We start from the raw sequence: 13,773 nt of genomic DNA on the forward strand, positions 1-13,773 counted from the left end.
CACCCAATAATTGTGTTGCTACTGCACTGGAGCGAAACATGAAACTGAAACAGCTTGTAGGCGCGATGACCCTGACCGCCGGTTTGTTCTCTGCGGCCGCCATCGCGGCAGTAGATCCGTCCTTAGCGGATTATGAGAAAACCAGCGGTGTATCCGGAAATTTCTCGTCCGTAGGCTCGGATACCCTGGCGAATATGATGACCTTGTGGGCGGAAGAGTTTAAGCAGATGTATCCTAATGTGAACGTGCAAATTCAAGCCGCCGGCTCGTCCACCGCACCACCAGCGTTAACCGAAGGAACTTCTCAGTTTGGCCCCATGAGCCGTTCAATGAAGCCCAATGAAGAAGAAGCTTTTGAAAAACATTATGGCTATAAACCAACTCGGATCCGTGTAGCGATTGATGCTTTGGCTGTGTTTGTCCATAAGGACAATCCCATCAAGGGCTTAAGTCTGGAACAGGTCGATGGCATCTTTTCGTCAACCCACAAATGTGGCTCTGGCGATTTGACCCGGTGGGGGGATGTTGGCTTACAAGGCAACTGGGCTACTAAAGATATTCAGCTTTATGGTCGTAACTCGGTTTCCGGTACCTACGGTTTCTTTAAAGAACACGCTTTATGTAAAGGGGATTTCAAACCCAGTGTAAATGAGCAGCCAGGCAGTGCGTCCGTGGTGCAATCGGTATCGCAGTCATTAAATGCGGTTGGTTATTCTGGGATCGGTTATAAGACGGCGGGGGTGAAAGCCGTCGCAATCTCTAAAAAAGGTGATGACTATATTGCTGCTACCGCTGAGAATGCTGCCACAGGCACCTATCCGCTATCACGTTATTTGTATGTTTACGTGAATAAGCATCCAAATCAGGAATTGCCCCCAATGCAGCGTGAATTCATTCGCTACATTTTGTCCAAACAGGGGCAGCAAGTTGTTGAAAAAGATGGTTATGTGGCGCTGCCCAAAAGCGTGATAGAAAAAGATCTCGCCAAGGCCGGCATCAAATTGTGATGTTGTTTTGCAGATAAAACCCGCAATCGCGGGTTTTATCTTTTACGACTCAGCATCATTCATGGCAAACAACTTAGCGGCACGTGCCTGCATAAATTCGATGAAGAGCCTCACTTTCAACGGTTGTTGCCCACGCTGATGGTATAACAGCGAGATCCGCCGCTTCTCACCGCGCCATTCCGGTAACAATACCTGCAAAGTTCCCTGTTGCAACTGCTGCTTCACAAATAACTCGGGGCCATAAAGGATCCCGCCGCCAAGCTCGGCGGCGCGTATTGCACCATTGAGATCTGTCAGGGTTAAATTGGCTGGTCCATCGTAATAAAATGCATCACCGTCGGCATGTCGTAACGTCCAGTTGAAAAAAGGCCAAGCCTTAATAATCTTATGTCGGTGTAGTTGTTGCGGGTGTTGCAGTGCCGGGGCTTTTCTTAAGTATCCAGGCGATGCCACCATACGATAGTCCAGTACGCCCAATGAGCAGGAGATCCAGGAGGAGTCCGGTTGCGTACCTCCTACAATTGCCACATCTATCGCTTTGTCTACCAGATCAAACTCTTCATTACTTTGCGCAATATGTAACTGTATCTCTGGGTATTGCTCGCAAAACTCAGTGAGCGTGCCAATCAGTAAATTGGCGATGATTGAGATAGGCGCGGCAAGTCTGAGCGTGCCTTCCGGTTTTTCCGGACTGCCGCTATGGCTCAAGGCATCAAATTGTGAGACAACTTCCTGGTATTTTTGAAATAGTGCCAGGCCCTCTTCAGTCAGACGCAATTTACGCGTACTGCGCATCAACAACTGCCGATTAAGCTGTTCTTCCAGACGTGCGAGTTTGCGGCTCACCGTCGCAACCGGCATGTCTAACTGCCGAGCCGCCGCAGAAAAACTGCCAGCATTCACGAGATGCACGAACAGGTAGATCAACTGGAGTTCGGGGGATGGCGCTGGCATTTTATCCTCAATGATTACGTTCACTACCTTTGTATAATAACGGATAGCTATCGCTGTGTGATAGCGACGGCCTGCAATCTGTCATTAACGTTTATTCACAAAAGGTACAACTGGCGACGAGGGAGAATTATTGAACAGCTATTTACTGTATAAAAAATCAGTATATACTGTTCATTAATACAGTGCTTTGGGGATATTTTATGCTTTGCCAACTCAGCATCAACAATTTTGCCATTGTGCGTTTTCTTGAGCTGGATTTCCGTGCCGGAATGACCAGTATTACCGGTGAAACCGGTGCTGGTAAATCGATTGCTATCGATGCCCTTGGTTTGTGTCTGGGGAATCGCGCCGACGCCGGCTGTGTCAGACCTGGCGCCGAGAAGGTCGAAGTCAGTGCCCGCTTTTCGTTATTGGACGTTCCCTTAGCCAAACGATGGTTGGAGGATAACGACCTCGAATTGGATGATGAGTGTATTTTGCGGCGTACCATCGGCAGCGATGGTCGTTCGCGGGCATATATTAACGGTAACCCAGTGCCGTTGGCACAGTTAAAAGCGCTTGGACCGTTGTTGGTGGGCATCCATGGTCAACATGCTCATCACGCATTACTCAAAACCGAGCAGCAACTGATACTGTTAGATAGCTATGCTAACCATCGATTACTGCTTGACGCGGTAAGTGCGGCATATCAGCGGTTTCGTACTAACGAACAGCAGTTGCTGGAATTACAACGTTCTCAACAAGAACGTATTTCTCGTAAGCAGTTACTCAGTTATCAGGTTGAGGAGCTGAACGAATTCGGGTTGGCAGAACAGGAATTTGCCGAACTGGAGCAGGAACATAAAAAGCTGGCTAATGGCTCAGCATTGATGGAAGCCTGTCAGAACGCTATTTATCTGTTAAGTGATGGTGAAGAAAGTAATGTCGACTCATTGCTTAATAAAGCCATCAGTGTGGCTGCTGAAGTCGAAACTGTCGATCCTCAATTAGCTTCTGTTAGCAATATGCTGAATGATGCTTTAATCCAGGTGCAGGAAAGCTGCAGTGAGTTACAACGATATCTGGATAAGCTGGAGTTGGATCCAGAAGTTTTTATACAGATAGAAGAGCGCCTGTCAAAAGCGATGTTGCTTAGCCGCAAACATCACGTGCAACCGTCAGCACTGTATCAACATCATCAGGAATTACTGCAAGAATTAGCCTCGCTGGATTCTGATGAGTCTCGGTTGCAAGAGATGGAACAGCAACTTTCCGCCAGTCGCGATAATTATATGGCTCAGGCACAGAAACTGAGCCAAAGTCGCCAACGTTACGGCAAAGAGTTGGAAAAGCTGGTCACCGAATCTATCCGTGAGCTGAATATGCCCAAAGCCAAGTTTGTCATCGCTGTCGAGTTCAATGAGCAGCTGATGACCTTGCATGGCAGTGACAATGTGGAGTTTCGTGTGAGTACCAACCCTGGGCAGCCGCTGGAGAATATGGCGAAGGTGGCATCTGGCGGTGAATTGTCGCGTATCGGGCTTGGAATTCAAGTGATCACCGCCCGTAAAGTCGCAACGCCTACGCTGATTTTTGATGAAGTGGATGTGGGGATTTCTGGCCCTACTGCCGCAGTGGTTGGCCGAATGTTGCGGTCACTCGGGGAGTCAACTCAGGTGTTATGTGTCACGCATTTACCGCAGGTGGCGGGCAATGGGCATCAGCACATGTATGTGGCGAAACAAAGTAAGGGTGGCATGACAGAAACCTCAATGGTGCCCTTGGATCATGAGCAACGGATCCAGGAACTGGCACGGCTGCTGGGGGGCGACATTATTACAGACAACACGCTTGCCAATGCGCGTGAATTACTGAATGCCTGATGGCGGTAATTAGGGTAAACGCTGAATAAAGGGCCGGATGGTCGCCGGCCTTGTCAAGCAACTTTCCCATAGCTCAGTTAAGCGTGATGCCGATATTTGATACTCCGGCAGCTACAATCTCTTTGCGCAATTCTTTAATAAACTCGGCATTGAGCTGCGGCTGCTCTTCAATAATTGCCAGCAATGATTCTTGCAACTCTCGCTCTTCCTGCATGACTTCGTGGGCAAAGACGAAATCTTCCAGTTGCTGTTCTGTAAGCGCCTCTGGCGCAATTGCTTCAATATAATTGGCAACGGTAGACGATGACAGTTTGGAAATATTAATAATGTCATCTTCAATTTTGCTTTCAAGGGCACCTAATAACGACGACAGCGCGACCACTGCATCAAGTGCTGGATACACACCATAGACATCGAAATTTTCTGGTTCCGGAGTGTTTTCTTCCAGTTTTGCTAACTGTAACTCTATGTTTAATTTTAGTTTATTGTCGTATAACGATTGCCATAACAGCTGCAATAGCGTATCAAGCACTGCCGGGTTACCAAATTGGCATACATCGGAAAATAGCTGATAGTTTGGTAACATGCGCTGGCACAGTGCAATGGCAAACAATTTTTTCTGCGGCAGACTTAGTGCTTTAAGCCGTTTGAAAAATCCCGCTTTTACATTCATGGGTTCAATCCGTTACAAGAGATGAGAGTAACTTTTGGGCCGCAGATTCTACCTTAGTCAGCTCATCAAGTAACTCAAGAATTTCCGGCTCCATATCGCTTAGTGCCGCACCATGTTTCAATGCGGACTCTACTGTTTCACACAACTGCTGCAAGGTAGGCACACCAGAATAGCAACATGCCCCATGTAATTTGTGGACAATACTCAGAAGTCGTGGTTGTTGCTGTTGCTCTAATGCCGATTCAATATCAGCGCGAGTGTCAGGAATAGTATTGACCATCATTTGCAACATTTCTTGGGCTAGTGCCGGTTTATCATTGGCCTGTGAGATACAAAGAGCCCAATTCAAGGTTCGATGATCAATCGGTACGATTTTAGGTTGTGAGTGCCAGCGGTTAAGAATAGCTTTTAAGGCAATTTCATCTATCGGTTTAGGTAGGTAGCCATCCATACCCCCGCTAAGAATACGTTCTCGCTCTTCATTTATGGCGTGTGCGGTGACCGCGATAATCGGCGTATTTTGATTGAGACTATCTTCGCGGATGGCCGCAGTAGCCGTAAGACCATCGATTCCCGGCATCTGGATATCCATAAAAATCACGTCGAAAGCCGTTTGCCGGGCAGCCTCGACTGCCAGTTGACCATTTTCCGCCGTTTGTACCTCGGTAACCAATTCCTGTAGCAGGGTGTCAATCAGTTTGAGGTTGGCGGGATTATCATCGACCGCCAACACTTTCATCGCTAATTGGGTGGATTCCTGCGCCGTGGTCGGAAGCATGATAGCTTCGGGTGCTATCTGCAATTCCAGCATATTTCTTACCAACGCATGTTCACCCACTGGGTTGCGGAGCACTGTGTCTGCCAATGGTCTGATAATTGTATTCAATAATTGCTGATCATGAGAGTCAGATAAGGCAATCAGCACCTTAGTGCATTTGCGAGAACTTTTTAACATCTGCTTGAGTGTCGCTTTATCGGTAAACTCATCGCAGGCTAACAACATAAAATCAAACGCGGGTTGCTTCGTCAGCAACTGTTTAAGTTGGGCATCGCTATTTACCTGTTCAACTTTCATATGCCAATATTGCAGCCGTCGCTGCAATACCGCGGCAGACAGCGTCCGTGGTTCAAACAGCATGACGCTTTTGCCAGAGAGTTGTTGCAGCGGCAGATGTTCACCCAAGGGATAGGGGCTCTGCGACAGGGGCAGGGTAAACCAGAAGGTGGAGCCTTTGCCCGGGCGGGAAGTAAAACCAATCTGCCCCCCCATCTGATTAATAAGGCGTTTTGTAATAATCAGGCCTAAGCCGGTGCCGCCGTAGCGACGGGAAATCGAAGAGTCTGCCTGACCAAATGCCTGGAATAATAACTCCTGTTGCTCAGCTTCGATGCCGATACCCGTGTCTGAAACTTCGCAGTGCAGCTCGACACGGTCATCTTGCAAGCTGTTGACATCGACCTTCAGCAACACACTGCCTTTCTCGGTAAATTTGATGGCATTACCCACGAGGTTCGTGATGATTTGGCTGACGCGCATGGCATCGCCACTCACGGTATCAGGAACTTCTGGCATCACATCAACGACCAGTTCCAACTGCTTTTCATGTGCCTGAGTCGACAGCAACATCACGGTTTCTTCCAGATTTTCCCGCAGTGAAAATGGCATATTTTCCAGCACCATTTTACCGGCTTCCAGTTTGGAAAAATCCAGAATGTCATTGATGATGCTTAGCAGGTTACTGGCACTACGCTCAATGGTGCGGATGTAGTCGAGCTGACTTGCGTGCAAGGGGGTTTTTAACAACTGTCTGGCAAAGCCAATAACACCGTTAAGCGGCGTGCGTAATTCATGCGACATGTTGGCCAAGAATTCCGATTTGATGCGACTGGCTTCCAATGCTCTTTTCTTGGCCAAGTCCAACTCTACGTTCTGGATTTCAATCTGCTCCAGTGTTTCCCGCAGATCTGATGTCGCCTGATCGATATTTTGTTGCATCTCATCATGGTACTCAGACAATGAACCGGCCATGGCGTTGATCCCGCGTTTTAGCAGATCCAGCTCACCAATCAAATTACCACCGACCCGGGTATCCAGTTTACCTTCGCGGATTTTCGCCACGACCCGTACCATTTCGGTAATGGGTTGCGTCACGTTTTTTACCAAGCGGAAAGTGAACAATAAATTCAGCTGAACGCCAATCAATACGATGATAAATGCCGCTAATGCCGCACGATGTTGCTCCAGCAGTGCCCGTTCTTTATTTAACAACATCGCGACATAGCCAACCGGCTTGTCGGCCTGAGAGACTCCGGGAACGTCATCCAGTGTCAGTAAATTACCACTGGCATAGATCGGGGTTCTGACCACCAGACTATCACCCATCTGCTCAAATTGGGTTTGGGTCAGTGTGGAAATATCCTGCGGATAACGCATCAACTCAAAGTCTTTGTGATAGTGGGAGGTGACAAACAGTTGGTTGTCAGCATTAAAAATGGCGATGGATTGTACGAGTGTCGATTTGTTAAGTTGTGCCGCGGCGAGGAGTCTTTTGGCCGCTTCGCGGTTATTACTCATCAAACTGGCCTCACCAGCGATGGCCAGTGGCTCAATGATATTACTCCCCTGGTCGCGCAGCGTATCTTCCAATTCATAGAAGCGATTTATGGTAAAATACGCGCCCAGCAGAATACCCACCAAAATTGTCGGTGCCAACGCCAGCACCAGTACCCAGGAGCGCAGGCTGTATTTGGTCATGTAGTTGGGGCTTTTCATCGACAAGGGCGTATTCCGCAATAGAGTTAAAACGTTACTAGACTGCCAGATTAGGCGTTACTTTTACCAGTATTTTTATTGTCCAAGAGAGCTTCATGGCACAATTTTTCAAAGCAAAACCAAAAACATCGGCGTTAATGCCGAAAAAGATCCAGGTAACTGCTAGTACCCTGGATCATCTTGGCGCGGGGGTCGCGCAGCTTGATGGCAAGGTGTTATTCGTGCCTGGGCTGTTGGCCGGGGAAGTGGCCGAAGTCAAAGTGACCGAGGATAAAAAGCAATATGCTCGCGCGCAGCTGATAAAAGTACAACAGGCCTCTGAGCAGCGCTGTCAGCCACTCTGTCATTACTACGGTAGTTGTGGTGGGTGTGATTTACAGCATTTGCAGATTGAGGCGCAACGTCGGTACAAACAACAAGTCCTGACTGAATTATTCGAAAAGTTCTCTGGTATCGACGTGTTGCCCGAAATTGAAGTGCTTAGTGGTGAGCCTGTGGCATATCGTCGTAAAGCGCGTTTAGCAACCTGGTTTGACAAGACTAGCAAGCGTTTTTTCATGGGCTTCCGTGCGCGAGAAAGTAGCAAGGTCGTCGCTGTGAATGAATGTCCGGTATTGGCTCCCGCGCTGTCAGCACTGATAAAACCCTTGGCGTCGTCATTGGCACAGTTACAGGGAATTACCAGTCTTGGGCACGTGGAATTGATCGCAGCTGACAGTGGCATTTTGGTCGTTCTGCGGGTGACAAAGCCATTATCAGACAAAGACCGGCAGCGCTTATTGGCATTAGCACAGAAACTCGATTGCCAACTGGTATTGCAAGGTGAGGATGGCGCGTATGACTACCTGCATGGTGCCCAGCCATTTTATCGATTTACTCTGGCCAGCCAGCCGCTGACACTGCATTTTAACCCGGGTAACTTCATTCAGGTAAACGGCGGAGTGAATCAACTGATGATCGCCAAGGCGTTAGAGTGGCTAGCCCCAAAAACGGGTGAACACATTCTCGACTTATTCTGTGGTATGGGAAATTTCAGCCTGCCTATTGCGGCAACTGGTGCCAAGGTCACCGGGGTTGAAGGGGTGTCATCGCTGGTTGAACAGGCTCAAACTAACGCCATCGCTGCCGGACTGAGCAATGCGGAATTTTATTGCGCGGATTTGAATGGCGATTTACGTGGACAACCTTGGCTGACTCAAGTCGATAAGTTATTGCTGGATCCTAGTCGTGCCGGTGCCTGGGAGTTGTTGGCGTGCCTGCCAAAGTTGCAACCGGCATCATTGGTTTATGTATCATGTAATCCCGCCAATCTGGCGCGGGATAGTGTCAGATTAGTAGAACAAGGTTATCAGCTAGATAAACTGGTGCTCTTGGATATGTTTCCTCAGACGCATCATATTGAGGCCATGGCACTCTTTTCGCACAAATAAACGCCAGCTTTACGCGAGATTTTCCAAAAAGCGACATAAGGGATTTGACTTCCCGCAAGCAATACCCAAGATAGAGAGTCTTGACGCGTCTGTTTATCAGACCCAAAAAAGGAAGCAAAGATGGTATCTGTTCGCGAAGCGCATTTTCAGGATCCGGACTTTACGTTGGACGAGTGGGTCAAACGCCACGTCGCTCAGCCCGAGGAAGCTCAGAAGCTACTGGTGTTATTCCAGCAGCTTGAAAGCTTGCCGCTCGGTAAGTGCCGTATTCCGCAGGCGGAGCTACAGGCCAAATCCCGCGAATTAATTGAGATCCTGGCGCCGCTGAATATGGATATCGACACCTTGTTGGCGTCAGCACTGTTCGTCTATTTTGAAGCCGGACTGCTAAATGAAGAATATTTGCAGGAAAAGTGTTCGTCAGGATTAGCTGCATTAGTGCGCAGCGTGAAGACCATGGATGCCATTGGTTATTTGCAGCTGAATCAGGATAGCCGTGCGGCCGAGCCGCAAATCGATAACATCCGTAAAATGTTGTTGGCGATGGTGGAAGATGTACGCGCGGTGGTTATCAAATTGGCCGAACGAGTATTTCTGTTGCGACAGGTCAAGGGGTCAGATGAAGAAACCCGGGTGTTGCTTGCCAGAGAGATTGCTGATATTTACGCGCCGCTGGCAAACCGCCTGGGGATTGGTCAACTGAAATGGGAGTTGGAAGATCTTTCCTTTCGTTACCTGCATCCCGATACCTACAAAGAAATTGCCCGGCAGTTAGACGGTAAACGGCTTGACCGTGAAGTCTATATCGAGAATTTCGTCGATCAACTACAACAAAAGCTGGATGAAGAGCAAATCCGCGCCAAAGTGTATGGACGCCCCAAGCATATTTACTCAATTTGGCGAAAGATGCGCGGTAAACACCTAAAATTTGACGAGTTATTTGATGTGCGTGCAGTGCGGGTCGTCACCGAACGATTGCAGGACTGCTATGGCGCGCTGGGGGTGGTGCACACGCTGTGGCATCACATTCCCCGTGAATTTGATGATTACATTGCTAACCCCAAGCCTAATGGCTATCAGTCAATTCATACTGTGGTTGTCGGGCCGGAAGGTAAAACCGTCGAGATCCAGATCCGTACCCAGCAGATGCATGAAGACGCCGAACTGGGGGTCGCTGCTCACTGGAAATACAAAGAAGGTACTGCGGGTAAACAAACCGGTTACGAAGAGAAGATCAATTGGCTGCGTAAGATCCTGCAGTGGCAGGAAGATGTGGCTGAAAGTGGTAATCTGGTGGAAGAGATCCGTTCTCAGGTGTTTGAAGATCGGGTGTATGTGTTTACCCCGACCGGTGAAGTCGTCGACTTGCCTGGGGGGTCTACCGTACTCGACTTTGCCTACTATATTCATTCGCAGATTGGTCACCGCTGTATCGGTGCCAAGGTCGATGGCCGTATCGTCCCCTTTACTTATCAGGTGCAAACAGGGGAGCGGGTCGAGATTATTACCTCTAAAACCCCCAATCCCAAGCGCGACTGGCTTAACCCCAACTTGGGTTACATCAAAACTTCGCGTGCGCGAAGCAAGATCCTGCATTGGCTGAAGCAGCAGGACCGTGATAAAAATCTGGCCGCAGGCAGAGAAATGCTGGAGGCGGAATTATCACGCATTGGCCTTAATCTTAAGGATGCCAATATCGCTGTTGAGCGTTTCAATGTGGGCAATATGGACGACCTATTGGCGGCCATAGGTGGCGGTGATGTGCGTTTAAACCAAGTGGTGAACTATGTTCAGGGGCAGTTCCGTCAGGAACAACCTTCTGAAGAAGACGCCATTGAAGAACTGGTGAAAAAGGGCGGTCAGAAAGCCAGCAGTGGTAGCAAAGATCGTATTGAAGTGAATGGCGTCGGTAACCTTATGAGTCATCTGGCCCGGTGCTGTCAGCCTGTTCCCGGTGATGAGATCTTTGGTTTTATCACAAAAGGTCGTGGCATCTCGGTACATAGAGCTGACTGCGAACAAGTGAAAGAGTTGATGCGAGCGCATCCGGAGCGTTTAGTGGATGTGGTCTGGGGTGAAAACTACTCCGGCGGCTATAAAGTCCGATTGCGGGTATTGGCTAATGACCGCACCGGTCTGTTGCGGGATTTAACTTCGGTGTTAGCGGCTGAAAAGTCGAATGTGCTGGCGATGAACACCTCATCTGACGTGAAAACCCAGACCGCTACCATAGAGTTAGAGATGGAACTCTATAATGTGGAAGGTTTGTCGCGCGTGATTTCAAAACTGAATCTGGTCGATGGTGTTCTGGAAGCGCGCCGTTTGTAGTCGGTCGTGATATGAGTGATAGGTATAGACAGCTGTGAGTAATCCCGATATTGAACGCCTGTTGGCAATTATGGAAAAACTCCGCGACCCTCAGCAGGGCTGTCCTTGGGACAAGGAACAGACGTTTACGTCGATCATTCCATTCACTCTGGAAGAAGCCTATGAAGTCGCCGATGCTATTGAGCGTGAAGACTGGGCGGAGTTACCGGCAGAACTGGGCGATTTACTGTTTCAGATAGTGTTTTATTCGCAGCTTGGCAAAGAGCAGCAACAGTTCGATTTTAGCACAGTAGTCTCTCGTATCTGCGACAAACTGGTGCAGCGCCATCCCCATGTATTTGCCGATGCGGATATTAAAGATTTGCATGATAACTGGGAAAAACTTAAAGCGGGTGAGCGGCAGGCAAGACAGCTGAATTCCATACTTGATGACATTCCGAACGCATTACCTGCGCTCACTCGGGCAGCAAAAATCCAGAAGCGGGTAGCGCGAGTCGGTTTTGATTGGGGCGAATTATCGCCGGTAGTCGACAAGGTGCGAGAAGAGTTGGATGAAGTGATTGTCGAAGCACAAACTTCACCGCAAATACCACAGAAAGTGCAGGAAGAAGTTGGTGATCTGCTGTTTGCCGCAGTGAATCTTGCACGGCATCTGGGGGTGAATCCGGAAGAAGCACTGCGGCAGGCTAATCACAAATTTGAACGCCGTTTTCGTGGGGTAGAGCAACGGGTTCATGAGTCTGGAAAAGCGTTCGAAGAACATTCTTTAATGTCATTGGACCAGTACTGGGAGCAGGTGAAACAGCAGGAGCGTAGCTAATCTGCCGCCTTTTATTTAAATATTCAGGTAAATTTCTGCCTCTGTTGGTTTGGTAAATCCAGCCGTCTTTGATATACTGTCGCCCCGTCCAGGCGCTTCATCCAAGCGCTGAATTCTCACTCTTTTTCTCAGGTTCAGCATGACTACAAGGTATATCTTCGTAACCGGTGGTGTGGTTTCATCACTTGGCAAAGGCATTGCAGCAGCATCTTTGGCTGCAATATTAGAGGCGCGGGGCCTCAATGTGACCATCATGAAGTTGGATCCTTACATCAACGTTGATCCGGGAACCATGAGTCCTATCCAGCACGGCGAAGTCTTTGTGACAGAAGACGGTGCGGAAACCGATCTGGATTTGGGCCACTATGAACGTTTTATTCGCACGAAAATGGGCCGCCGGAATAACTTTACTACCGGCCGTATTTACGAAGAAGTGCTGCGTAAGGAACGCCGTGGTGACTATCTGGGCGCGACTATTCAGGTGATCCCCCATATCACCAATGCGATTAAGGAAAAAGTGCTGGAAGGCGGTGAAGGTCACGACGTAGCCATTGTTGAAATTGGTGGTACTGTTGGTGATATCGAGTCTTTGCCATTCCTCGAATCTATTCGTCAGTTGGGGGTTGAGCTGGGCCGCGAGCGCAGCATGTTCATGCACCTGACTTTAGTGCCATTTATTGGCCCTGCTCAGGAAGTGAAAACCAAACCGACACAGCACTCAGTTAAAGAACTGCGTTCTATCGGTATTGCGCCTGATATTCTGGTGTGCCGAGGCGACCGGGCAATTCCGGCGACTGAGCGCGCTAAAATTTCCCTGTTCTGTAACGTCGAAGAAAAAGCGGTTATTTCACTGCGCGACGTTGATTCTATCTATAAAATTCCGGCGCTGTTGCGTTCTCAGGGATTGGATGAACTGGTCGTTAAACGCTTTGGCCTCCAATGTCAGGAAGCCGATCTTTCTGAATGGGAAAACGTGATTTATCAGGAAGCCAACCCGAATGCCGAAGTGACCATCGGCATGGTGGGTAAATACACTGAGTTGCCTGATGCGTATAAATCCGTTAACGAAGCCTTGAAACATGCCGGGATTAAGACTCGCGTCTCAGTGCATATTAAATACATTGATTCTCAGACTGTCGAAGCGAAGGGCGTAGAAGTACTGGAAGGGCTTGATGGTATTCTGGTCCCAGGTGGTTTCGGTTCTCGTGGTATTGAGGGCAAGATCATGGCTGCTCAATACGCCCGTGAACATAAGCTGCCTTATTTCGGTATTTGTTTGGGTATGCAGGTGGCACTGATTGAGTTTGCTCGTCACGTTGCTGGCATGGAAGGTGCCCACTCTACTGAATTTGAACCCAAAACACCTTACCCAGTGGTTGGTCTTATTACCGAATGGATTGATGAAGAAGGCCATGTTGAACACCGCAGCGAAAACTCAGATCTGGGCGGTACTATGCGACTGGGGGCTCAGTTGTGTCATTTGATACCAGGCACCAAAGCTGCAGCGGCTTATGGCAGTGAAAATTGCGTTGAACGTCATCGCCATCGCTATGAAGTGAATAACACCTATGTTCCTAGACTTGAACAGGCGGGGTTGGTGTTCAGTGGTTTATCTTCAGATCGTAAATTGGTTGAGATGATTGAATTGCCGGATCACCCTTGGTTTGTCGCCGGGCAGTTCCATCCGGAATTTACTTCAACACCGCGTGATGGTCATCCGCTGTTTGAAGGGTTTGTTGCGGCAGCCAGCGCCTATCAAAAAAGCAAATTAGGCTAAAACATACAAGCCGGTGCGAGTGAATTGCACCGGCTTTTTTATTTAATCCTGCGATGCCTCATCAAGCGTCCGAGAATGTCGTATGATGAGACATTGCGGCAGTATCAAAAGCCCTGTACCCATGTCATGGGGATGCTATATGGGTATGG

10 protein-coding genes are annotated in these 13,773 nt (G+C 48.8%); 6 read left to right on the forward strand and 4 right to left on the reverse strand.

Going from position 1 to position 13,773, the window contains the following annotated elements:
* Window positions 1-38 precede the first annotated feature (38 nt).
* Window positions 39-1,007, forward strand: a complete 969-nt coding sequence (locus PY479_RS09640) for a phosphate ABC transporter substrate-binding protein PstS family protein (protein ID WP_212593895.1) — start codon at window positions 39-41, stop codon at window positions 1,005-1,007.
* A gap of 42 nt (window positions 1,008-1,049) precedes the next feature.
* On the opposite strand, the gene PY479_RS09645 is transcribed toward PY479_RS09640, so the two are convergent.
* Window positions 1,050-1,961, reverse strand: a complete 912-nt coding sequence (locus tag PY479_RS09645) for a LysR family transcriptional regulator (protein ID WP_212593894.1) — start codon at window positions 1,959-1,961, stop codon at window positions 1,050-1,052.
* A 200-nt stretch (window positions 1,962-2,161) separates the two neighbouring features.
* On the opposite strand from PY479_RS09645, the gene recN reads away from it, so the two are divergent.
* Window positions 2,162-3,823, forward strand: coding sequence for a DNA repair protein RecN (gene recN, locus PY479_RS09650; RefSeq protein WP_275483621.1), 1,662 nt, complete (start codon window positions 2,162-2,164; stop codon window positions 3,821-3,823).
* Between the two features lie 73 nt (window positions 3,824-3,896).
* Here the strand turns inward: recN and PY479_RS09655 are convergent, their stop codons facing one another.
* Both PY479_RS09655 and barA read right to left on the reverse strand, forming a co-directional pair.
* Window positions 3,897-4,496, reverse strand: coding sequence for a YjaG family protein (locus PY479_RS09655; RefSeq protein WP_212593892.1), 600 nt, complete (start codon window positions 4,494-4,496; stop codon window positions 3,897-3,899).
* A 4-nt stretch (window positions 4,497-4,500) separates the two neighbouring features.
* Window positions 4,501-7,269 carry a two-component sensor histidine kinase BarA gene (barA, locus tag PY479_RS09660; protein WP_275483629.1) on the reverse strand — a complete coding sequence of 923 codons (2,769 nt, stop codon included), beginning with the start codon at window positions 7,267-7,269 and terminating at the stop codon, window positions 4,501-4,503.
* A 95-nt stretch (window positions 7,270-7,364) separates the two neighbouring features.
* On the opposite strand from barA, the gene rlmD reads away from it, so the two are divergent.
* From rlmD to mazG, 3 genes are all read left to right on the forward strand, one after another.
* The gene (gene rlmD / locus PY479_RS09665; RefSeq protein WP_275483622.1) at window positions 7,365-8,699 is read left to right on the forward strand and encodes a 23S rRNA (uracil(1939)-C(5))-methyltransferase RlmD; all 1,335 of its coding nucleotides are present in this window, start codon (window positions 7,365-7,367) and stop codon (window positions 8,697-8,699) included.
* 120 nt (window positions 8,700-8,819) lie between these two features.
* Window positions 8,820-11,027 carry a GTP diphosphokinase gene (relA, locus tag PY479_RS09670; protein WP_275483623.1) on the forward strand — a complete coding sequence of 736 codons (2,208 nt, stop codon included), beginning with the start codon at window positions 8,820-8,822 and terminating at the stop codon, window positions 11,025-11,027.
* A gap of 34 nt (window positions 11,028-11,061) precedes the next feature.
* Entirely contained in the window at window positions 11,062-11,847 is a 786-nt protein-coding gene (gene mazG, locus PY479_RS09675; RefSeq protein ID WP_212593888.1) for a nucleoside triphosphate pyrophosphohydrolase, read from the forward strand.
* 15 nt (window positions 11,848-11,862) lie between these two features.
* Here the strand turns inward: mazG and PY479_RS09680 are convergent, their stop codons facing one another.
* On the reverse strand, window positions 11,863-12,102 hold the full coding sequence (locus tag PY479_RS09680; protein ID WP_212596715.1) for a hypothetical protein: 240 nt from the start codon (window positions 12,100-12,102) through the stop codon (window positions 11,863-11,865).
* On the opposite strand from PY479_RS09680, the gene PY479_RS09685 reads away from it, so the two are divergent.
* Window positions 11,987-13,624, forward strand: a complete 1,638-nt coding sequence (locus PY479_RS09685; RefSeq protein WP_212593887.1) for a CTP synthase — start codon at window positions 11,987-11,989, stop codon at window positions 13,622-13,624. The two genes, PY479_RS09680 and PY479_RS09685, sit on opposite strands and share 116 nt — an antisense overlap.
* The last annotated feature ends 149 nt before the right edge of the window (window positions 13,625-13,773 follow it).

It is taken from the genome of Shewanella sp. A32 (assembly GCF_029167175.1).
GTDB classification, from domain to species: domain Bacteria; phylum Pseudomonadota; class Gammaproteobacteria; order Enterobacterales; family Shewanellaceae; genus Shewanella; species Shewanella yunxiaonensis.

Coding starts and splice junctions, on each gene's coding strand:
- PY479_RS09640 (WP_212593895.1), top strand. CDS start 39: ATGAAACTGAAACAGCTTGTAGGCGCGATGACCCTGACCGCCGGTTTG.
- PY479_RS09645 (WP_212593894.1), bottom strand. CDS start 1,961: ATGCCAGCGCCATCCCCCGAACTCCAGTTGATCTACCTGTTCGTGCAT.
- recN (WP_275483621.1), top strand. CDS start 2,162: ATGCTTTGCCAACTCAGCATCAACAATTTTGCCATTGTGCGTTTTCTT.
- PY479_RS09655 (WP_212593892.1), bottom strand. CDS start 4,496: ATGAATGTAAAAGCGGGATTTTTCAAACGGCTTAAAGCACTAAGTCTG.
- barA (WP_275483629.1), bottom strand. CDS start 7,269: ATGAAAAGCCCCAACTACATGACCAAATACAGCCTGCGCTCCTGGGTA.
- rlmD (WP_275483622.1), top strand. CDS start 7,365: ATGGCACAATTTTTCAAAGCAAAACCAAAAACATCGGCGTTAATGCCG.
- relA (WP_275483623.1), top strand. CDS start 8,820: ATGGTATCTGTTCGCGAAGCGCATTTTCAGGATCCGGACTTTACGTTG.
- PY479_RS09685 (WP_212593887.1), top strand. CDS start 11,987: ATGACTACAAGGTATATCTTCGTAACCGGTGGTGTGGTTTCATCACTT.
- PY479_RS09680 (WP_212596715.1), bottom strand. CDS start 12,102: ATGATGGTCACATTGAGGCCCCGCGCCTCTAATATTGCAGCCAAAGAT.